20 protein-coding genes and 1 pseudogene are annotated in these 20,131 nt (G+C 61.7%); 17 read left to right on the top strand and 4 right to left on the bottom strand.

Annotated elements, in window-relative coordinates; all coding sequences use genetic code 11:
- Entirely contained in the window at nucleotides 1–819 is an 819-nt protein-coding gene (locus ACWPWT_RS19135) for a hypothetical protein (RefSeq protein ID WP_156884404.1), read from the top strand.
- Nucleotides 812–1,312: a hypothetical protein gene (locus ACWPWT_RS19130; protein ID WP_061780449.1), complete on the top strand. Its 501-nt coding sequence runs from the start codon at nucleotides 812–814 to the stop codon at nucleotides 1,310–1,312. The genes ACWPWT_RS19135 and ACWPWT_RS19130 overlap by 8 nt, the downstream gene beginning before the upstream one ends.
- A gap of 49 nt (nucleotides 1,313–1,361) precedes the next feature.
- Here the strand turns inward: ACWPWT_RS19130 and ACWPWT_RS19125 are convergent, their stop codons facing one another.
- The 3 genes from ACWPWT_RS19125 to ACWPWT_RS19115 all read right to left on the bottom strand — a co-directional run bounded on the left by ACWPWT_RS19125 (nucleotide 1,362) and on the right by ACWPWT_RS19115 (nucleotide 5,739).
- Nucleotides 1,362–3,377, bottom strand: coding sequence for a hypothetical protein (locus ACWPWT_RS19125; protein WP_076718534.1), 2,016 nt, complete (start codon nucleotides 3,375–3,377; stop codon nucleotides 1,362–1,364).
- A gap of 65 nt (nucleotides 3,378–3,442) precedes the next feature.
- A complete protein-coding gene (locus tag ACWPWT_RS19120; protein ID WP_076718536.1) occupies nucleotides 3,443–4,492 on the bottom strand; it encodes a site-specific integrase in 1,050 nt (349 codons plus the stop codon).
- A complete protein-coding gene (locus ACWPWT_RS19115) occupies nucleotides 4,489–5,739 on the bottom strand; it encodes a hypothetical protein (protein WP_133178092.1) in 1,251 nt (416 codons plus the stop codon). Before ACWPWT_RS19115 ends, ACWPWT_RS19120 begins: the two co-directional genes overlap by 4 nt.
- A 179-nt stretch (nucleotides 5,740–5,918) precedes the next feature.
- Here ACWPWT_RS19115 and ACWPWT_RS19110 point away from each other — a divergent pair, with 179 nt between their 5' ends.
- The 6 genes and pseudogenes from ACWPWT_RS19110 to ACWPWT_RS19085 all read left to right on the top strand — a co-directional run bounded on the left by ACWPWT_RS19110 (nucleotide 5,919) and on the right by ACWPWT_RS19085 (nucleotide 11,902).
- Nucleotides 5,919–6,161, top strand: a complete 243-nt coding sequence (locus ACWPWT_RS19110; RefSeq protein ID WP_043061471.1) for an AbrB/MazE/SpoVT family DNA-binding domain-containing protein — start codon at nucleotides 5,919–5,921, stop codon at nucleotides 6,159–6,161.
- The gene (locus ACWPWT_RS19105) at nucleotides 6,158–6,547 is read left to right on the top strand and encodes a type II toxin-antitoxin system VapC family toxin (protein WP_076718539.1); all 390 of its coding nucleotides are present in this window, start codon (nucleotides 6,158–6,160) and stop codon (nucleotides 6,545–6,547) included. Before ACWPWT_RS19110 ends, ACWPWT_RS19105 begins: the two co-directional genes overlap by 4 nt.
- 8 nt (nucleotides 6,548–6,555) lie before the next feature.
- The gene (locus ACWPWT_RS19100) at nucleotides 6,556–7,509 is read left to right on the top strand and encodes a hypothetical protein (RefSeq protein ID WP_043061473.1); all 954 of its coding nucleotides are present in this window, start codon (nucleotides 6,556–6,558) and stop codon (nucleotides 7,507–7,509) included.
- Between the two features lie 4 nt (nucleotides 7,510–7,513).
- On the top strand, nucleotides 7,514–9,307 hold the full coding sequence (locus tag ACWPWT_RS19095; protein WP_232479914.1) for a DEAD/DEAH box helicase: 1,794 nt from the start codon (nucleotides 7,514–7,516) through the stop codon (nucleotides 9,305–9,307).
- Between the two features lie 2,025 nt (nucleotides 9,308–11,332).
- Nucleotides 11,333–11,470 (top strand): annotated as a pseudogene (locus ACWPWT_RS19090) (recombinase family protein); the annotation flags it as partial.
- A 183-nt stretch (nucleotides 11,471–11,653) separates the two neighbouring features.
- Entirely contained in the window at nucleotides 11,654–11,902 is a 249-nt protein-coding gene (locus ACWPWT_RS19085) for a helix-turn-helix domain-containing protein (protein ID WP_043061479.1), read from the top strand.
- Nucleotides 11,903–12,206: 304 nt separating this feature from the next.
- Here the strand turns inward: ACWPWT_RS19085 and ACWPWT_RS19080 are convergent, their stop codons facing one another.
- Nucleotides 12,207–12,881: a Hin recombinase gene (locus ACWPWT_RS19080; protein ID WP_240456340.1), complete on the bottom strand. Its 675-nt coding sequence runs from the start codon at nucleotides 12,879–12,881 to the stop codon at nucleotides 12,207–12,209.
- A gap of 270 nt (nucleotides 12,882–13,151) precedes the next feature.
- Between ACWPWT_RS19080 and ACWPWT_RS19075 the strand changes: the two genes are divergently transcribed.
- Genes ACWPWT_RS19075 through ACWPWT_RS19035 form a run of 9 tightly spaced genes read left to right on the top strand, consistent with a single transcriptional unit; the run spans nucleotide 13,152 to nucleotide 20,120 of the window.
- A complete protein-coding gene (locus ACWPWT_RS19075; RefSeq protein WP_246358229.1) occupies nucleotides 13,152–13,829 on the top strand; it encodes a muramidase in 678 nt (225 codons plus the stop codon).
- A complete protein-coding gene (locus ACWPWT_RS19070; RefSeq protein ID WP_043061496.1) occupies nucleotides 13,829–14,182 on the top strand; it encodes a hypothetical protein in 354 nt (117 codons plus the stop codon). Before ACWPWT_RS19075 ends, ACWPWT_RS19070 begins: the two co-directional genes overlap by 1 nt.
- Entirely contained in the window at nucleotides 14,179–14,784 is a 606-nt protein-coding gene (locus tag ACWPWT_RS19065; protein ID WP_043061480.1) for a lytic transglycosylase domain-containing protein, read from the top strand. The genes ACWPWT_RS19070 and ACWPWT_RS19065 overlap by 4 nt, the downstream gene beginning before the upstream one ends.
- Nucleotides 14,781–16,082, top strand: coding sequence for an LPD7 domain-containing protein (locus tag ACWPWT_RS19060; protein WP_061780302.1), 1,302 nt, complete (start codon nucleotides 14,781–14,783; stop codon nucleotides 16,080–16,082). Before ACWPWT_RS19065 ends, ACWPWT_RS19060 begins: the two co-directional genes overlap by 4 nt.
- Nucleotides 16,083–16,102: 20 nt before the next feature.
- A complete protein-coding gene (locus tag ACWPWT_RS19055; protein WP_052814291.1) occupies nucleotides 16,103–16,429 on the top strand; it encodes a TrbC/VirB2 family protein in 327 nt (108 codons plus the stop codon).
- Nucleotides 16,422–16,763: a type IV secretion system protein VirB3 gene (locus tag ACWPWT_RS19050; protein WP_082049400.1), complete on the top strand. Its 342-nt coding sequence runs from the start codon at nucleotides 16,422–16,424 to the stop codon at nucleotides 16,761–16,763. The genes ACWPWT_RS19055 and ACWPWT_RS19050 overlap by 8 nt, the downstream gene beginning before the upstream one ends.
- A complete protein-coding gene (locus ACWPWT_RS19045) occupies nucleotides 16,756–19,122 on the top strand; it encodes a VirB4 family type IV secretion/conjugal transfer ATPase (protein ID WP_043061483.1) in 2,367 nt (788 codons plus the stop codon). The genes ACWPWT_RS19050 and ACWPWT_RS19045 overlap by 8 nt, the downstream gene beginning before the upstream one ends.
- Nucleotide 19,123: 1 nt before the next feature.
- Nucleotides 19,124–19,849 (top strand): type IV secretion system protein, encoded by a 726-nt coding sequence (locus tag ACWPWT_RS19040; protein ID WP_043061484.1) that lies wholly within the window; start codon nucleotides 19,124–19,126, stop codon nucleotides 19,847–19,849.
- 1 nt (nucleotide 19,850) lies between these two features.
- Nucleotides 19,851–20,120 (top strand): hypothetical protein, encoded by a 270-nt coding sequence (locus ACWPWT_RS19035; protein WP_043061485.1) that lies wholly within the window; start codon nucleotides 19,851–19,853, stop codon nucleotides 20,118–20,120.
- Nucleotides 20,121–20,131: the final 11 nt, after the last annotated feature.

The following is a 20,131-nucleotide window of genomic DNA, read 5'->3' as shown; positions in this document are numbered from 1 at the left end:
TTGTTCTCACTGACGCTGGCCGTTGTCACAGGCGTTGCAATCCTCCTTCCTGGCTTCTTCGCAATCCTGCTCTGGAATACCCGCGCCCGCCGGTACGCCGTTGCGCGCCCGGATCTGCCGGTTAACGCATTGAGCGTGCTAGCGATCGGGGTCGCCGTTTCCCTGATCGCGCACCTGCTGACCGGGCTTGCTATCGGGCTGGTGCAAACGCTTCTGATCGACGTCAGCCGCTTCTTGCTCGCAGATTACCGGACGCCCGCGGTCAATCCGATCGGCACGTTGCTGATCGTCGCGCAGGGTGGGCCAAAGGCAGCCGCGTTGAGCGCTAGTGATCTGGTGTGGGGCATCTGCGCACCGATTTTCTCGACGCTGGCAGTCGTCATGCTGATGGCCGACGATGCACTCGATGTCGCTACGGAAGGGTGGGACTTTGGCGGGCACGGCTGGGCCTACACGCATATCATCAAGCCTACGCAGCACGGTCATCGCCCGATCGCCTATGTGCTGACCGATCTCCAGCATGACGGACTTGGGGTCGGCTATCGCGGCGTGGTCGCCGACATCCGCCAGAGCAGCGATGGCCAAACGCAGAGCATCAGCCTGGCCTCCCCTGCTCGCTTTCTTTTCGAACTCAAGCCCGGCACGTCGCGACGTTGGACGCCGTCCAGCGAGCCTGCGCTGGTTCGCTACGCGGAACGTCCGGTCGGAGACGTGATCAGCCTCGACCAGAAGGTCATCCACGATATCGTGGTCTCGACGCCGGCCACCGATCTGTTGCGCGAGCTGCGCGACCTCGACACGCAGCGCCAGCATGGGTGATTTCTTGACCTTCATTGCTCCCAAGGCGCTGCTGTGGATCGGTTTCGTCGTCAGCATGGTGTTGACCGGCCTGTTGGTCGCGCTCGCGGCATGGGCAGTCGCAGGTCCGTGGTGGCCGACGACGCTGGTTCAGAACGGCTTTCGCCGTCATCGTTCCTGTTGGGCGCTGATTCAGGCATTCGCCATTGCCACGCTTCCCATCCTGCTGCTTGGCGAACACGGCGTCGGCGTGGGGGCCTTGATCTTCCTGGTTTTCGCGCCACGATACGTTAACTGGCGGGTTCGCTGGGGCGCCTGGCACGATGACAACGAGGCGACCCGCACCACCGCCCGCACGATCCGCAATCGCCTGCGGGACCGACAGGAAGAAGCTGCGATGCCACCAGGTGCCGGCCCATGGCCGGAATATGTAAACGACGTGGTTCGCGCGACTAGGGACCAGCTTTATACGCCACCAGAGACGGTAGTGCCACCTGATGCCCTCCCTAGCTGACATAGGAATCGCAGCTATGTCATCCGCGCAAATTCGTGATTCCGAGTAACTAGTTCAGCCCGAGCTTGGCAAAGAAGGCCTCGTTTCTCAGCCGGGCATCATGAAGCAGCTTGTTGTAAGGCAGAACCTCAACGACGGCATTGTGGATGGGCGAAAAGCCAAAGTACCCCTCGCCATCCGCACTTTTATTCTGAGCAATCGACATTGATACAACCTCGACCAGCTTTGGCGTAAAATCAGCGACGACGAAGCAGATAAATCTGGTGCTGGGAGGAATAGGTTTGCGGAACCTGCCGGTGCGATCCTTGAACGCTCCGCCGTTCCGCATGATGTTTACATATTCAAGCACCTGCGTGACCGGGTTGTCGCTATGACTGTAGTTGGGTCGGCCGGGTCGCTTGAATTCGACAATGATAATCGGTTCGTCAGTACCTTCACGGTCGAACGCCAGCGATCGATCGAAAACAACGGCGACGTCCGGTTCGCGGGTACTGTCGCTGTCGGTGAGAAACGTTGTGAAGGGCTTGTCGGACTTCAAATAGGAATAGAAGGCTAGTCGATCATCCAGAATCCATAGGTTATGGTCTTCATAGTCGAGCGCTTCGCCATCCGAGCGGATCGGTATGATGAGGTCATGGACGATCTCCTCACGCAAGTAGTCTCGCTTCTCCGGATCGACGTACGCCAGCGAACTGTCGAGGAGATCGAGGATCTCCTTCCGCTTAACGACATATTCGGCGAGCGACGCTTTCTTGTCCGAGTTGATCGCACTGGCAACCTTCTGCACCCGGTCGACGACCTCACTGGCATTGCCGGCGGATAGTGCCTTTATCTCGCGCTTCGTCTCGCGTTGCTTGCGTCGACGCTGGCGCGCCAACTCGATATAAATATCCTCCTCCGACTTGGCGTTGAGCGATAGATGCTCCTCGACGAAAGCCGGGATATTGCTGGCGACGGCCAGAAACTGCGGGTTCTCACGTACGACGCGCAAGGTAATACCGGCCTGTTTGGTGCGAACCTGTTCGATATAGGGCGCTAGGTGTCGCTTGGCAGCGTCGACCGCCGCCTGATGCAGGCTGCGATAGTCATCTTCGCGGAACGTGAAGTTGGTGCGCTCCTGATTAACGTGGCCGTTCAGGTAGTCGCCTGACACCAAGCCGATATAGACGGAGTCGCTATTTTCACCGATGTAACCAAGCCCAAGCTGATTATCGATTTTCTCGTCGCGAACAACACGGCCATCGCCCACATACAGGTTCCAGTGCTTGCCGCCGTCGTGCAGGCGCAATCCCTTGTTGAGCAGGATGTGGTACATATCAACGTCGATCGGTTCTTCCCCGGGCTCGAGGACGACTTTCAATGTCTCGGGCGTGTCGGACTCGACGTTGCTGCTGTAAAAATCGAGCAGGCTGATCCGCTCGGCACGATCAACAAGCGTGAAGGATGGCACTTCATAGCTGGCGAAGTTGCGCAGGAAATGACCAATGATGTGCGCGGCTATCGTGTCGACCTTGCGAGGACAATGCGCACTGTAGGATTGCACGTAAGGCTCCAGCCGCACTTTCGTGCCGATGGTCGGGGTCTCACCCGCAAGCCGCAACTCATGGCCAATCAGCGGACTGGCGTCGTTCTGGGCGACAGCGAAGTCGAACGACCGGTGCAGCGTTGAGCCGCCTTCGCTGAAGCTGCTGTTGACGTGCGTATTCTGAAACACCTTGAGCCAGGAAAGGCGACCGACCCCCTTACCGCCGCGGCTGATCTTGCTGGCGGTATCTGCGGTGCGGAACGCGCGCCAATTGTCGGTGTTCAACCCGATCCCGTTGTCTTCAATCAGGAAGCCAGCGACCGGTGGGTTTTCGTCGTCCGAGCTGCTGCGTAGGATCGTCACCGTGATGACGCCCTTCGCCGTCGCCTCACGATCCCAGCGCGCCTCGATGGCATGGAACGCGTTGGCGATTGCCTCGAACAACGGGAACAGCGCATTCAGCGGCGACGGCGCAAAGCCCAGGTTGCGGACGCGGCCTGCCAAGCTGAACTGGAAGTCATCAGATGTATCGGTCTTCACAGCGCCCCCTCGTCCTCCTGCCTATGCGACATCCTCGCCAACGCCAACCCATCCGCGCCTGCTCTTCACGCAAAGCCTTCGCCAGCGTGATTACGAAACGCTTCTTGATCGCGAACATACTCGCTGAGCATTTCGAGCGACTTATGCCGACTATGCTCCTTCATCTTGAACAAATTGGCACCATGGCGGCCCGCCTCGGTCAGGAAGCCAGCGCGTAGCGAATGGCCTGAGAACAGTGCCGGATCATAGCCGGCCGCGGCTGCGCGCGCCTTGACCACCAGCGCCACGGTTTGCGGGCTGAGTGGCTTGTCGGTGAGGCGGCCGTGCGGAGTGAGGCGGCGGAAGACAGGCCCGTCGGTGATACCTGCGGCCTCCAGCCAGGCGCGATAGTGACGCACCGGCTCCATGCGACGGCCGTCGAGAACAGCGACGGTCTGCCCCCTGCCCTCCTGATCGCCTTTCGAAAACGGAATTGTCACCAGCAGCCCGCGTGGATCGTCGGCCACATCCGCGACATCGATCGCGACCAGCTCAGAGCGGCGGAACGCCCCCATCATGCCGATGCTGAGCAGCGCGCGATCGCGGTAGTCGATGAGGGTGGAGCCGGTGATATGGCGCACCATGTCACGCAGCACGTCGCTGTCGGCCGGCCGCTTCTTCGCCGGGCGATCGCTGCGTTTGGCGTTACGGATACCCCGCATCACGCGATCGAGCGCGGCCGCGCCGGCTTGTACGGTTGGCGGTTCGAGCTCAGCGGCGCGGTGAGCAAAGACGATCGCGGCCAGCCGCCGACCGATGGACGACTTGGATAACGGTCGCCCATTCGAATGGGCGCTACCGTCTCTGGCAAGCTCGCTTAGGAACGCAGCCGTGACAATGGGTGAAGCCGGGAGTGAGGCGTAGCCGCGTGTGTCGCACCAGGTCGTGAACAGTCGCCAGTCGGACCGATAGGCACGCAAGGTCGCATCCGCCGATGCGCGCGCCAGGAAATGGTCGACCCGGGCGCGGTCGCTCTGGTTAAGATCCGGTGCGAGATCGATTGACGCTGGCGACAGATCGATCGGCCCGATCGCGAGAAGCGCGCGGCGCTCCGCGGCATCATCATCGCCGATCATACTGGACCGTCATGCACAGGATCATAAAGAGTCACGTCCTTGTGCCATGACAGCGTGCCCTCCTGACGTAGCCAATGACCAAGCGGGCGCACTCGAGCCTTGTCACCAAAGGGAAAGATACCGGACTGGTGCTCGTAGATCGAGACGCTGGTCCAGCTTGCGAGGTGAGGTGTCGTCAGCGCTCGCTTCCCAAAGGCGATGGCACCGTCATCGCTGTCTTCGCGTTGATAGTGCTTCAGAAAAGTTCGCCCCGATCGTTCGCGGGGCCGGCCAAAGATGAAGTCGTAGCCATAGACAGTATCCCCCTGGCCATCGTTTGGTGGGCCGTCGATCTTCAGATGCTCGTCCTGCAGCTGGTAGCAGGTCAGGCACCGCTCCATGGCGATGACGTTACCGACACATTCCGGATACACACACTCGTCTCTGCTAACGTCAGTCGTCGTCTGGCAGACGACGCAGCTTAGCTCGGTCTCGCCGGGCACCTTGGCGGCAAACTGGGCTAGCTTTGGGAGATCCACCGCATAATCGTACGGCGTGGCCTCAAAGCAGGCAGGACAGAGATAGGCATGCTGCCTGGGATTGAAGCCGAAAAGGTCGATCGCCTCCGCGGGTGTGAGGAATTCGATGGCACAGGCCACCTGGCCGACAACGGCGCTGTAGACGTGGTCATCCAGGCCGAAGATGGCGAACTTGCTCTCCCCCTCCATCGCAAACAACCGGTCAACCCATGATGTCTCCGCAAAAAGCGCGTTTGCCGCCATTAGGATGGTACGGGTGACCTCACCCGCAGTGAAGGTTACGCGCGGCGCCGAATGCATGATGCGGTTGCGGTCTTTGCGAACCGCGGTCCAGAAGGTGTTGAACGCCGGGTCCAGCGGCGGGTCCGCAACGCTGTTGTGCACGGCTACGAGCTTTGACGCCTCGAGGCTCGGCAGCTCGCCAAACGATGTTGCCCCCTTCGCCGCCTTCGGGCTCCAGTCGGCTGGATCGCCAAGGAGGAGGTATGGCGACACGCGCGCGATCCGGCCCTTGAGGCCGAGCTCCATCGCTTGCTGGATAAGGCTGTAGGCGTTCGACAGTGCAGGCTGCACACTTCGCCAATAGTCGTCGGTCGCCTCCGCATCCCCACTGGCACCAACTCCGATGGACCACGCGTCGTGCGCGTCCATGGTGATCTTCCATGCCAGGTAGAGCTGATTGACGCCGGCATCGTGAAATTCATCCGGCGTCGGCACGTCGATGATCACTGTTTCGGCTCCGTTCCGACCCATAATTTTGCCTGCCACCTTGCTAGCAGGAATCGGGCTTATCGCTAGTAACTATTGTGGCTGTCGGGATCGATGGCGGCTTGCGTTTACCCCCTCGCCTCTTCGCTATCATGGTGGCATATATAACTCCTAATGCCACCACACGCGGGCTTTGCCATATGACGCTACAAGTTAACATCACACCAAATGGTCGTATGAGCCTGCCGGTGGGCATTCGAAAGCGCCTAGGGCTTGAGGATGGCGGTGCGGTCCTTGTCGAAGAAACGCCGGACGGAGTTATCCTGCGCACCGTGGAGCAGGCGGTGGCAAAGGCGCAAGCAATCGCCAAGCGCTACGCACAACAGCCCGGCGCGTCGGTCGATGACTTTCTTGCCGTACGGCGCGAGGACAGCGGCGAATGACCCATGTCGTTCTCGATGCCTCGGCGATCCTCGCACTGTTGAAAGGCGAGCGCGGTGCCAGCAAGGTCGCCAGCGTGATTGCGGATGCCTCAGTGTGCGCGATCAATCAGGCGGAGGTCATCAGCCACTTTGTTCATCTAGGCGCGCCACTTGACGACGTGCGGGCGATGCTGGCGGCCCTGCCCTATACCGTCGTCGCGGCGGATGATGCGCTCGCCTGGGATGCCGGTAACCTGCGCGCTGCCACCTCATCGGCCGGGTTGTCGCTGGGCGATCGCTTCTGCCTCGCTTTGGCCAAACGCCTCGGCGTCGCGGCGTACACCGCCGACAAAGCGTGGCGCGACATAGCAGGCGACGTGGCCGTGAAGATCGTGACTATCCGGTAGGTTGTGAGGTGCACACCGAACCGCCCCCATCCGCCGCACTTGAGGCGTGGCTCGATGCCAACGGGACGATCGAAGATCGCTACGGTCACCTCCTGCTCGAACAGATCAAGCCAATCGACAAGAGTCTGATCGACGCTCTTCGCCCGTATTTTGAGTCAGCTCATCTCGACGCGCGCGAACATTTTCATAAGCAGGTCGGCATCGACCTTCACCCGGACGCTGGGGCGGCGGGAGCCCATGCCTGCTATCCAGACTGCCTGCCGGCCGTCGCCCGGCGTGGCCTATTTGGCGAAGTAGTCGCCGGCTTGGTAACCCAGGCCTATGCAGAGGAACTCGTCGGCGAGCATCAGTGGTCGGTCCCGATCTTCCTTTTCCGCTTCCATGCCGATGTGGAGAGCTATCTGTGGGACCTTCGCTACGATCCATCCCGCAAGCGCCAGGTATTCGGTCGCTTCGGTTCCGACTTCGTCGGGGTACGACTCGACGCGGCCGGGAACGTGGTCCGGGTCATCGTCGGGGAAGCAAAGTGGCGCGCCTCCCTTACCAACTCGGCCGTCGCCGCCCTCCTCCATGGCGAGAAGAACCTGAAAGATCCGACTACGGGCAAGAATGTCCACAACGGTCGTGGCATTTGGTTTGAGGTGAATCGGGATAGCGTCGTTCCGAAGGGCTTGCGTCAGCTGCAGCGCCTGCTGGAGCTGCGGGATCCCGTGAATCATGCGACCGCCATTGCGTCCATGGACGCCGCGATCACCGCGACCGTACCCACGCTTGCTCGGACGAACCTCGTTGTGATCGCCGGCAACGCCGCAGCGACCCGCAAGAAACTGAATGTGCTGATCCCGTGGAAGAAGCCGCCGGCAGACTACACCGCCCCGCATGACTTGCAGGTTGTCGAGTTGATCCTTGAAGGCGGTGAGGCGCTGATCGACGGGCTGTATACCTCTATGTGGAAGCCCTGACGCCATGTCCGAAGAGATGCGGCGTGCCGTCGCAGAGCAAGTTCGCACTTCGCTGGCCATCGAAAACGCGTTATCCCGCCCACAGGCTCGCGCCTTCGTGCGTTGCTTGCAGACGACCTGGCAGGTTCCCACGATCCATTGGTCGGCGCGTGAGTCTGAGAGTCAGCTGAGTGACGCGCGCCGTCTTCTTCATGCGGCGCACATTTTCCGCACAGTGGATGGGCCGACGTGCCCTGGCGCTATCGACTGCTATCGCCGCACGGGCGAACTGCTTGAGTGGTTGGCGCGGGCAGATGACGGCCTGCGCACGATCGTACCAATCGAATTGCTCGCGGCCGGTGCCTACCAACTTGGCGGTTTGCCGGCGATGGCAGCCGGCTTGCTCGCCCAGGTGCCGTCCGATCAGGATGGGGTCAGCCTGCTCGCTGCCTTCCTGCGCGCCGACTTCGACGATGTCATCGCGCGCGCCGCTAATTTCTGGAGCGAGCACCCACATCTCACCCAGCCTGACCAGGGAACGTTGCTCGCAACCGCGCTCCTCGAATCCGACGAAGCCGGCGAGGATGGCGATCGCGTCACCTGGTACTTCACCATCGAATTAGTTCGCACTGTCGGCCTCATCGCCGACTGCCTCCGCCGCGGTGACGATCCACGCCTGGATCGCGCAATGGCCAAGTTGCGCGCGCTCGACGAGATGGCAGCTCGGACCTTCAGCGACGATGCAGCGCTCGTTCTTTCCCTGATCCGGGATGTGGCCGATCGCTTCGTTGCCGCCTCCATCTACAAACCCCTGCGCGCATTAGCTGTGCTCCGGCCAGAGCGGCTTTCCAAGCTCACCGATTACGCGCGTGACCAATTCAGTCGCGGGCGCGGTATCCTTTGGACATCGCAGCTGCAGGGACTGGAACGGCTACTACGCGACGACTCCTTCGCGCTTTGCACGCCGACCGGATCAGGCAAGACGTTGGTGGCCAACATGGCGATCGTCAAAGAATTGCTCCTGCGTGCGGAGCCCGCAGCGATCGGACCGTTGGCGCTTTATATCGTTCCCTCTCGCGCGCTGGCGAACGAGGTCGAGGCGAAACTGACCTCGGAGCTTGGTCGAGAGTGCCTGATTACGGGTCTGTATGGTGGCGCCGACTGGGGCATCACGGATGCCTGGCTGACGACCGACCGTCCGGTGGTGCTTATCGCTACGGTCGAGAAGGCTGACGCGTTGATGCGCTATCTCGGGCCCATCCTCATAGCGCGCATCAAACTCCTCATTATTGACGAAGCCCATCAGGTCGTACCCGACGCTGACGAGTCCACCCGCGTAAGCTTCGCGGAGCATAGCAATCGGGCCATCCGGCTCGAGACGCTGGTTTCGCGTATCGTCGCGCGACAGCCGGAGGTCGTACGCATCGCGCTCACCGCCGTTGCAGGGGGGGGCCGCACAGCCCGTTGCGCGCTGGATCGAAGGCCGCGGGGATGCTCAGGCCGTTGGCGTCCGCTATCGCAGCACCCGCCAGGTTATCGGGGTGCTGGAGACCGCAACGAACGCATCAGGTCGTATCCTGCTCGACCTCATGAACGGCCGCCCGCTTTACCTCCGGGGCGAGGAAGACCCGGTGTATCTTCCCCTCCGCGTTGCACCGATGCCTCAGCTTCGCTCGCAGTGGCGCAACAGCCTCAATCGCTTCAACACGTTGAGCGTTTTGTGGACCGCCCTGCATCTCGTAGAGGAGGATCAGCGCATCCTGATCTCGGTCGCGCAAGAGCCCGAACAAACGATGCGCTGGTACAAAGAAGCGCTTGAGCTGCCAGCTTGGCAGGCGATCGTCAATTTTACGCCGCCCCGGGGCCGCCGTGGTGAGCGCTTTGACGAGGCGCGAGCCGCTTGTCAGGACTATTGTGGAGCCGATAGCTTCGAGCTTTTCCTGTTGGAACGGGGAATTGCCACCAGCCACGGTCAGATGCCGCAGCGTCTCCGTCGGTTGATGGTGGAGATGATCGATCAGCGTATTTGCCCGATAACGGTCGCGACGGCGACATTGACGGAGGGTGTGAATCTTCCGTTCGATCTCATATTTTTGACCTCACTGAAGCGCACATCGTGGGATCCAGTCGAGGAGGAGCAGATCATCGCTCCGCTTAGTACGGCGGAGTTTCGCAATCTTGCCGGACGCGCTGGGCGACCTGGTGCATCGCGAGGGATTGAAGGACTGACCCTGGTCGCTCTGCCCCGCCAAATTTCAACCACTGCCACTGCGAGCCGCCCCATACAGCGTCGTCAGCTGGCAACCTTGAGTACGGAATACGACCAGCTGCGTGATGCGCTTGTAATAGAAGAGCGTGATGCCGATAGTGTGCCCAGCCCCCTGGCGATGCTGCTGGAACTGATCTGGGATCGCGCGCATCGGCTGCTGCAGGTATCGCCAGACGACTTCCTCAACTGGCTCGAGGCGACGGCGCCCACGACCGTCAGCGCAGCAGCCGGCACTGGAGCGACCGACCCTCGTGCCCGACTTGCGGATGCCATGGATGAGCTTGATGGCTTGGCGTTGGCGGCCGTGGAGGAACTTCAGCAAAGCGATACTGCTGCAATGTCGCGCGCGCAGATCGAGGCACATCTGAAAAGCGTTTGGGAGCGCACGTTCAGCGCAACAGCAACCGCCCAAGAAGCATGGCTTGAACAAGCATTTATTCGTCGCGGTTCCGGCGTAGTCACCCAGCTCTACCCTGACCGTGCCGAACGCACTCGCCTCTACCAATTTGGCTTCACACCGGTGATTGGTCGCCGGTTCGAGGGAGTAGCGACCGCGATACTTGCGGAAATCAGCAAGGCGGTAAACTACGGGACCGCTAGTCCAGAAGAACGGATCGACGTGTTCGAGCGGATCGGCGATCTCATCAAGGACGATCGCGGCTACGGTTTCCGCGTCCGCCGGACCGATACCGATGAGCGTCTGCTTGACCGCTGGAATGACGTCCTTGGGTGGTGCCTCAACGAACCTGATGTAACACCCCCTGCCCCCGATCAACTGCGATCTTGGCAGCGTTTCGTCGCCGACAACCTCGAATACCGTCTTGGTATGGCGTTGGGAGCCGTCGTTGCGCAGGCTTGGTCGCTGGGGGCAGCCGATCCGTTAGCCATCCCTAGCTTGAGTGATTGGAAGGCTACGACCGGTCTTCCGTGGTTCGGCTTTTGGGCACGGGAACTCCTACGCTGGGGTACGCACGATCCATTCATCGCCTTCTGTCTATCTCAGGGTTTGGCGAAGACACGGGATGAAGGCGCGAACCGCCGCGCCGACTTTAATCGCTGGCTGACATCTGCTGAACCAGCCCCCGAACCGGACGCGTTCATCGATCCGCAGCGCTTCCTCGAGTGGCAGAGGTCACTCGCCAGGAAGGCCACCGAGGACAAGCCGACTGCGCAGTTTGACGCCGTGCTGACCGGCACCAACGGACAACGCGGGCACTATGCCGTGGTACCCGTACTGCGGGATAATGAGGTTGTTTGGATCGACCCAGCGGGCTTTGAGCTTGCGATCACTCCGTCGGCACATACACTTAGCCGAAAAGCACGCCGGAGCGACTACGCGCTCAACACCGGTTCGGCTAACCCCACCGTGTCACGGCGCTTTCGTCCGGCGTAGTCCCTCGCGGCGTTCCCTAAGAAGCCAAACTTAGCAAATCGACCCAGCCAGTCTTTTGGGCATACCTCTGAAAGACTGGAGCGCGCTCAGTCTCGTTTCCGTCAAACGACGTTCAAAAAGGACTGGACATAACAAGACCGTTCATCAAGCACTGAGGTACGTTCGTCCGGGCCTATCTCCGCGCATCGATCGCTGAACAGGACGCCAACCGCGCTCGCGCCGCGCTGGATGCGTTCGCCGCCTCACATGGCCTCCGGATCGCAGCGCGCTATGTCGAACACGAGAGCGGCACTCGCCTAGCCCGACCGGAGCTTTTTTGACTACCGGACGGGCTGGACAACGACATCGGTCTAGCGGCCCACTGGACCCAACGTGCGCCGCAAGAGCATTGACGAAGCGTGGCGTCCTGCGGGCGTGGCCCAGCCTTGCCGTGATCCTGCGTTGAGCGCCGCGCCTCGATGCAGACTGTGGGACTTACACGAAAAACTTGGTAGCGCTGCATCATGCCAAAGGTAATCATCGCCGATAACGTCAGGCTGCCTCTCGCCGAGCTTTTCGGCGGAAGGCTCAAACAGCGTCGCCTTGCTCACAACATGACGCAAGCCCAACTCGCCGAGCGGACCGGCAGCACGGCCGCCTACATTTCGCAGGTCGAGCGCGCACAGGCCAATCCGACGCTCGATCTCATGGCGAAGATTGCCGAAGTTCTCGACACCGATGTGTGGGATTTGCTTCGTCCGAACAACGACTAGGAACCTAATCACTCCGAATTAATCGCTTCTTGCATCCAAACACGGCGTTGTTCCTTTTACGCTGGCCTCCTAAATCCAATTGGGTAGCAATCGACTGCTTCGAGCAACCGGACAAAGCGGTATCTGGTCTATCGTATGGAGTGTCGGCGTGAGCGATGGTAAAGCGATGCGACGTCGCTTCGGTCTGAGGATCGCGGCGCTGGCAGATCGATCCGGGCTCTCTGTTGAAGTCCTGGCGGCGCGGGCGACACTTTCCGTGCAGCGCATCAAGGATATCATGGGCGCGACGTCAGACTGCGTGACGTTACGCGAGATGACGCTGCTTTCTAATATCCTCATCACCCCCGTCGCTGATCTTCTTGCTCCTTCTGACCCGGTCGGGATCGTACCGTTCGAGAAAGTTGAACAAGGTGGAGCGCGACACGCGTAGCTCCTGGGCGACATCGGTTGCCGTCGCCCCCGGTGACTCCAGCCTCGATTTGATCGCAGGCAGATCATCTGGGTCGAGAAGCCGTTTGCGCCCCCGCGACGCTGTCTCGGGATGTGTTTTTAACCCGTGCAAATAACGATGGTGCCCATCAAGGGCGCGGATCAGCGCGTGAAGCTTGTCGTCAGGTGCGGGTTCGATGACAACGCCCGCCGCTACGATCTCGAACGCGATGCCGCGGCGGAGCATCCGGTCGATAAGGCGGATCAACGTCGGGGTGGAAAGTGTGATACACGACAGATCATAAACCACGACCCTGTCGCCGGCCTCAAGTTGGAGACCGCTGCGTGCGAGCAGATCGCCCAGCTTGTTGAAGCTCTGACGGCCCGCAACGACGATGAGCGCCTCGGAGTTCATGGCGGCCTTCTGATCGTCGATCGTCGCCGATCCTTGGCATTCCGCGAGGAACGCGACGACTTTTCCCACCCCTGCCCTCCTCTCGATGAACGGCGCCAGCGCCACCGTGTGCCGGGCGCGAATTCTGTAGGTCAACCATAGGCTCCGAGCAACACGGTGCGCGTCGAAGACCGGCCTGACCACGCAACCGCCGGCACCCAGGAAGGCCGTTAAAGCGACTCTGCCGAATTTCCATCTTGCGTCATTTTCGTTTTAGAGTTTATTTGGACTGCACCAGATGGACGGAGCATCATGCTTCCAGCGGCACTCACAGCGAAGGCAATCCAGCTCTGCGCAGCCATGGTTGGACCCGCTCAGCCAATCTCGGCGGGGTCCTTTCCGGTTGCCGTGATCAGCGGCGCTACCTTGCTGCGAGAGCCGCAGAACCTCGCGGATGCGGAAGCGACGGTACGCGACCTTCTCGCCCTCAGGGCCGACTTCACCGCGGGTCCGCTCCAGATCGCGGGGCGCCATTTTACGACCTTCGGGGTCACTCCATCGACGGTGTTTGATCCATGCAGTCTCGCGCGTGTCGGCGATGGCGGCCGCGGATCGCCGCTCGCCGGTACCGAAAGCGTATCAGATGTGGTCAGCCTGCTTCGCAAGGCGTTCGGCGCCCGCGTCACCGATACGATCCGACCGGCGAATGCGACATATGGGGCCCGCTACAGCTGGCACAAAGTCGGACAAGCCGTCGACTTCGTGCCGGCTGGCGGCGTCGGGACGATCGATCGTTGCCGGATCCGGGCACTGATGGCCCAGCACGGCATCCGGATCATCGAGCTCCTTGGCCCAGGCGATCAAGGGCATTCCAATCACTGGCACGTCGCGTTCGCCCGCCCGGGACAGACCATAGACCGGACGCAGCACATCGAGGACGGCGAAGACTGGTTCTTGGACGTCGCGCGGAACGGTAGCGGGCAGCAACCCGCCGGAACCAGGCAGCTGGACGCGGTCCCCGAGGGGTCGGTTGCCGAGCCGAGACCTGCGGCGTGGGACGTCTTCGCGACGACCGGTCCTCGTTCGCTTCAAGGAGGTGGATGATGCTGGCACGGACTCTCAAGACGATCTCGCAGAGCGCAGCGGGCGTCGTGATCCCCCTTGCCGGCGTGTTGGCGATCGCGGTGCCACAGCCGGCACGCGCGTCCGACTGGGGTTGTCAGGTCGTTCTGTGTCTCGCGACACCGGGCTCGCCGACGACCTATCCCGCCTGTGTGCCACCAATTACGAAGCTCTGGCAGCATCTCGCGATCGGTGGCGTGTTCCCCAGCTGCATCGGCGTCGGCATCCGGACGCGTCAAACGAAACATGGCTACAGCCTCACCGTCTCTAAGTCAGATGGAACGACGGCACGCTACCAGCTCGACACGCGCTACCAGACGGTGACGTCCCAATGAGCTACGACGTACCGGCCATCATCGCCTTGGCGAAAGCCTGCGCTCCCGAGATCGCGACCGAAGCGATCGTGCCGCTCGTCCTCACCGAGAGCGGCGGCGAGCCGTTGCAGATAAACGTGAACAAGGGTCCCCGTGTTCGCGCAAGAACAGTTCCGGAGGGAGCGGCGCTGGTACGCCGCTATATCGCGGCGGGCTACACGGTCGACGTCGGCCTCGCCCAGATCAACTCAGCAAATTTCACCCGTCTCGGCGTGACGATCGAGAGCGTGTTTGAGCCATGCAATAATCTTCGTCTTGCCTCGGTGATCCTGCAGCGCAGCTACGACACCGCCGCCCGGCATTATTCGGGGTTGGACGCGATCTCTGCGACGTACTCGATGTACAACACCGGGTCCCTCACCCGTGGTCTACGCAACGGCTATGCAGGCCGCGTCTGGTCAGCCGCGGTGAACCTGGGGTCCATTGAAACCGCTCCAGCCCTGCCAGGAGTTGACACTGCTGCGGCGACACGCGCGGCTTCGGCGGCACACCCAACGCTGACAGCCCAAGACCAATGGGTCGTCGGCCCGCTTTCGCCGACCACAGTCACGGTGTTCAAATGAGCGGCGCCAACAGCATCGTCCGGGACGACCGAATGCCTGTGGTTCCAGCCGAGCCGGCCGGCTTCGAGCTACCACCGGCCCTGGCCGGGCGATACGACGTTCGTGTCGTTGACGGTGCCGATGGCGAGCAGCGGATCGGTCTCTTCCGGCCCACTGATCGCGATGGACCCTCGATCGAGATCACGAACGATCGCATCGTTGCGCGAAGTGAGGACGCCGAGACGGTGGCCGCCCTCGTGACAATCGCGCAGCATAGCGGCTGGGATCGCATCGCGGTCGACGGGTCGCCGGAGTTTCGGCAGGCCGTTTGGGAGGCCGCGACCCGCGAAGGACTTAGGGTCAGTGGCTACGATCCCAGCTTCAACGAGCAAGAGCGCGTGGAGCAGGCCAGACGCGCATCGAAGGAGCGCCGCGAGCGCGACGCTCAGCAGGGAGCCGCTGCCCCGCCGCGCATTGACATTGTCGGCGAAACACATCCCAAGGCAGCGATGACTCCGCCGGAGGCGGATGGCCGCGGCGCGCTGCGCGACGATGACGGAAACGCGTTATCGAGCGGCGACCGAAAGCTCCTCCTCACGGTCAGCCGGCATATCGAGGACCGCAAAAGTCTCGATGCGCCCCTGCGTCCAGGCATGGATGCTTTCGATCGCGACGTTCGATCGGAGCGCCTCGATCATAATCGCGAGGCAGTAAACACGTCTCTGGAGCGCGCCCTCGAGAGCCCAACGCTGGCTGCGGCGTTCGAGCAGGTGGGATACGGGCCGGACCGGTTGCGCTCACTGGACATGGTCGACGAAAGCCATGGCGAAATCGCCGACGCGATCGCTCGCGTGCGATCGGGGATGCACCGCGAAACCCCTCATCTAGAGGCAAGCGAGCCACAGCGCGCCACCAGCGCCATTGCCGATGAACTAGAAGACGCCGCCCGCACGAAGCATTCGGCCGCCGGCAGCGGAACGCTGATCGACCGAGAGCCGACTGTCGGGGAACGTCAGGACCGCGACGCGAGTGCGAGACAGCGCGAGAGCGAAGAACTGGCGGAGATCTTTCTGAACGGGACCATCGATCGCGTCTCGGCCGATCCACGGCTCGCCGGCGCGCGCGAGGCACAGGCCGCGATGGAGCTCCATATCGGCGAGGTCTTCGGCGGTGATGCGGGCCGCATGGCAACCGCTAACCTCGAAAGCCGACAGATGATTTCGGACGTGCTGCGGCGGGGGTTCGAGGTTTCAGTGCGTGAGCCGACCCCGGTTCGACAGGTCGAGCCGATCCAGATCCGATCCGACATGGAGCGGTAGAGCTAGCGATGGAGACCCCTATGAAGTTTACGTCGAACATGGGCAGGCTGATGTCCGATCGTCGTGCCCGGCAACTGATCGGCGTCGCCGGCATGATTGCTCTCGCCGCGATCGCGCAGCCGGCACTTGCCCAGAGTAGCGGAACCGCAATCGAAGGCGGGCTCAACACCATCAAGGACTGGATGGTTACGGTTGCCGGCGTCGTCGGTGTGATCGCGGTCATGGCAGTCGGTTATGCGAAACTAACGGGCCGCATGGACTGGGGACGCGCCGTCACCGTGCTGATCGGCATTGGCATCATCTTCTCGGCGACGACGATCGTCGGCTGGATGAGCTCGGGTGGCTGAAGCCGACAAATTGGCGGAAGATAAGGTCTTCCTCGCCTTGACCAGGCCGTCGGTCTTCATGGGACTGCCGCTCGAGGCGATCATGCCGATCATCATGGTCTGCATGGTCCTGTGGGGGATCATGCATAACCCGTTCTATCCCCTGGCATTGTTCGGCGCGCTCTACTTCCCGGCGCGGATGGTCGTCCACTACGACTACAATGCCTTTCGGTTGTGGGGCCTTTGGTTCCAGACGGTTTTCCTGTCGAAGAACCGGAAGTTCTGGGGTGGCGGGAGCTATTCTCCCGTCCGCCTCGGGAAGGCCGTTAGACGCAAGCAGTTCGGCAATGACTGACACCCGGCTGCAGCACAAGCGCGTTGCCGTGCGCGAGACGGACGACGTCAAGTTCATCCCCTACACCCGGCACGTCGACGACACAGTCGTAGCCCTCGAAGACGGCTCGCTGATGCGACTATATCGCGTCGACGGACGGCCCTTCGAGACGAGCGATATCGCCGACCTCAACACCTGGCACACCAAGCTCAACATCACCTGGCGATCGATCGGTGACGATCGTGTCGCATTGTGGACGCATCTCGTTCGAACAGCGACCGATCCGGTCCTCGGCGGTGACTTCCATTCGGATTTCGCCCGGCGGCTGCAAGATCGCTACTCTGAGGCGTTGAGGGAGAAGGTCCTCTACCACAACGAGTTCTATGTTGCGGTCATCGTGCGGCCATCGAGCATGGCCGGCGACCAGGTAGCGCGCTTCTTTGGACGACGGAGTAGCCCCGACGAACTCGACACGCGCGCGTTGGCGATCATGGCGGACAAGTGCCGCGACTTTGAAACGCTGCTGGCGGACGCCGCCCCCGAGCCACTGTCACTCTATGAACATGACGGCATCCTGTTCTCGAAGCCCATGGAGGTGCTGCACTTCATTCTGACGGGCGACCGCATCCGCGTGCCCCTGCTGGATGGCCGTCTGGGACAGGCGCTGTACCAATCCCGCGTGGTGTTCGGCCGGGAAGCGGCCGAGATCCGGCTGCCGCACAAGTCGCATTATCTCGGGATGTTCGGCGTCCGCGAGTATGTCGCGAGCACGCGAACAGGGCAGTTCAACAGCCTGCTCAAGCTCGATTTCCCCTTTGTGCTGACGCAGAGCTTCGCCCCGCTGGTAAAACAGGCCGCTAGCGAGCGCTTTTCCAAGAAATACAAGCAGATGACGTCGTCGGATGATGCCGGCGTCAGCCAAGCGATCGAGCTTCTGGACGGCCAGGACGAACTCATGGCGAACAGGTTCGTCATGGGTGAGCATCACCTGTCGATCTCGGTAATCGACGACGATCCGAAACGGCTGCTCGAGCGGCTATCGATCGCGCGCTCGGCCGCGGCGGATACCGGGATGGTCATGGCGCGCGAAGATGTCGCGCTCGAGGCGGCGTTCTGGGCACAGCTGCCGGGCAATTTTCGAATGCGGGCACGTCCAGCGGTGATCAACAGTCGCAATTTTGCTGCGTTGAGCCCTTTCTACACGTTTCCTGCAGGACGCCGATCGGGCAACCATTGGGGTGAGGCGGTCACGCTGCTTAAGACGCGCGCCGGGTCGTCCTTCTGGTTCAACTTTCATCGCGCCGACATCGGGCACACGCTGATTATCGGCCCGACCGGTGCGGGGAAGACCGTGCTGCAGAACTTCCTTCAGGCGCAGCTCGAAAAGACCGGCGCACGGCAGATATTCTTCGACAAGGACCGCGGCGCCGAAATTTTTGTCCGAGCCTGTGGAGGCACCTACCTGACGTTGCGCAATGGCGAGCCAACCGGCTTTGCGCCGCTAAAGGGGTTGCCACCTACTGCGGAGAATATCGCCTTCCTCCGTCAATTCGTCCGCGTGCTAGTTCGTCGTGAGAACCGGCCACTCACGGTTGCCGAAGACCGTCTCATCGATGACGGCATCGACGCCGTCATGCGGCTTCCCTCATCCGCTCGCTCAATGGGCGCGCTGCGCGAGATGCTCGGCTACGCGGACGCCGAGGGGATCGGCGCCAGGCTCGAGCGGTGGTGCCAAGGCGGATCGCTAGGCTGGGCCTTTGACGGCCTGGTCGACGAGGTATCGTTGTCGGCACGGTTCGTCGGCTTCGACATGACGCAATTCCTCGAGAACCCGGAGATCCGCACGCCTACTATGCTCTACCTGTTTCACCGGGTGAACGAGCTGCTCGATGGACAGCGGGTCGTCGTCGATATCGACGAGTTTTGGAAAGCGCTGCAGGACGAAGCCTTTCGATCGTTCGCGCAGGACGGACTGAAGACCTTCCGCAAGCGCAACGCGTTCATGGTCTTCGGCACGCAGTCACCCGCGGACGCGCTGCGCTCTCCGATCGCCCATTCGATCATTGAGCAGACGGCGACCAAGATCCTCCTGCCCAACTCGGATGCGAAGCGTTCCGATTATTGCGACGGGCTGGGACTGACGGAAGCGGAGTTCCGGCTGATCCGCGAGGATCTGACGCCGGAGAGCCGCTGCTTTCTCGTCAAGCAGGGCCACACCTCCATCGTTGCCAAGCTCGACCTCGGCGGCATGCCAGATGAGCTGAAAGTCCTGTCCGGACGGGCAGAGACCCTGATCGCCATGGATGAAGCGATCGCCGTCGCCGGCGACCATCCAAACGACTGGCTGCCACTATTCTACGTTAACGAGAGGAAAAGCTGACATGCGGATCAAACGGACCTTGCTCGGCCTCGCAGCATCGGTCGGGGTGATCGGACTCGCCGCGCCCGTCGCGGCGCAGGGCATCCCGGTGTTCGACACGACGACGTATCTCCAAGCGTTGCAGACCGCCCGTCAAACCCTGACCATCGTCGACCAAGGAAGGCAGCAGATCCAGACGGCCGCCAACCAGTTACAGTCGCTGCAGAAGCTCACCAACATGAGCGAGATCGCCTCGACCCTGAACCTGCCTCAGGTGCGCAACCTCCTCCCCGACGCCAATACCGACGCAGCAACGTTGCTATCCGGCAACCTTTCGAGGCTGGGGCCGCTCGGCAACCTCGCCTCGAATATCCAGGCAAGGTACCGTCTTTCAGGAACCGGATCGTCCGACGCGGACGCAGCCTATGATCTGGCGTTGCGAAACGCCACGGGGGCCGCAGCGACGACCGCGGCACTCGGCGAAAACACCCTGAACGTGACCCAAGCACGGACCCAGGGCCTCGATCAGCTCCGCCAGCAATTGGCGAGCGCCCGCGATCCGAAGGATGTCATGGACCTGCAGGCGCGCATCGCGGTCGAACAGGCGCAGCTCCAGAACGATATGCTCAAGATGCAGGCGGTCCAGATGGCCCAAGCCGGTGCGGCAAATCTGGCCGCAAGTGCTGCGCTGGTATCCGCAGGCCGCAACGAGTCAGCGTTCTTCGAGGCCAACACGATCCGGAGGTAACATGCGTCGGTTCATTTCATTATGTGGGCTACTGACCGTCTGCGCGTGCCAACAGCAAGTCTCCATTCCCACCGCCAAGCAACTTATCGCCGATCGATCGCTGCTGACCGAGTGGCAGGGCAAATGTGACACTGGCGAATACAGCCAGCTTTCGCCGGCGCGAAAGGCCGAGTTCTGCGCGACCACGCAGGAGGCCACCATCTCCGTCGCACAGATGCAGGCGGGCAAGAAGGATTCGGATTTCTTCAAGGCGAACACGCTGAGGAAGTGATGCTCGTGCGG

The sequence above is a fragment of the Sphingomonas sp. Marseille-Q8236 genome (assembly GCF_965112005.1).
This window is presented reverse-complemented; position numbering and strand designations above follow the sequence as displayed.

Excerpts from the sequence above, each read along its gene's own strand:
- ACWPWT_RS19130 (WP_061780449.1), top strand. The coding sequence starts at position 812 with ATGGGTGATTTCTTGACCTTCATTGCTCCCAAGGCGCTGCTGTGGATC.
- ACWPWT_RS19120 (WP_076718536.1), bottom strand. The coding sequence starts at position 4,492 with ATGATCGGCGATGATGATGCCGCGGAGCGCCGCGCGCTTCTCGCGATC.
- ACWPWT_RS19110 (WP_043061471.1), top strand. The coding sequence starts at position 5,919 with ATGACGCTACAAGTTAACATCACACCAAATGGTCGTATGAGCCTGCCG.
- ACWPWT_RS19105 (WP_076718539.1), top strand. The coding sequence starts at position 6,158 with ATGACCCATGTCGTTCTCGATGCCTCGGCGATCCTCGCACTGTTGAAA.
- ACWPWT_RS19095 (WP_232479914.1), top strand. The coding sequence starts at position 7,514 with ATGTCCGAAGAGATGCGGCGTGCCGTCGCAGAGCAAGTTCGCACTTCG.
- ACWPWT_RS19085 (WP_043061479.1), top strand. The coding sequence starts at position 11,654 with ATGCCAAAGGTAATCATCGCCGATAACGTCAGGCTGCCTCTCGCCGAG.
- ACWPWT_RS19070 (WP_043061496.1), top strand. The coding sequence starts at position 13,829 with ATGCTGGCACGGACTCTCAAGACGATCTCGCAGAGCGCAGCGGGCGTC.
- ACWPWT_RS19065 (WP_043061480.1), top strand. The coding sequence starts at position 14,179 with ATGAGCTACGACGTACCGGCCATCATCGCCTTGGCGAAAGCCTGCGCT.
- ACWPWT_RS19060 (WP_061780302.1), top strand. The coding sequence starts at position 14,781 with ATGAGCGGCGCCAACAGCATCGTCCGGGACGACCGAATGCCTGTGGTT.
- ACWPWT_RS19055 (WP_052814291.1), top strand. The coding sequence starts at position 16,103 with ATGAAGTTTACGTCGAACATGGGCAGGCTGATGTCCGATCGTCGTGCC.
- ACWPWT_RS19045 (WP_043061483.1), top strand. The coding sequence starts at position 16,756 with ATGACTGACACCCGGCTGCAGCACAAGCGCGTTGCCGTGCGCGAGACG.
- ACWPWT_RS19040 (WP_043061484.1), top strand. The coding sequence starts at position 19,124 with ATGCGGATCAAACGGACCTTGCTCGGCCTCGCAGCATCGGTCGGGGTG.
- ACWPWT_RS19035 (WP_043061485.1), top strand. The coding sequence starts at position 19,851 with ATGCGTCGGTTCATTTCATTATGTGGGCTACTGACCGTCTGCGCGTGC.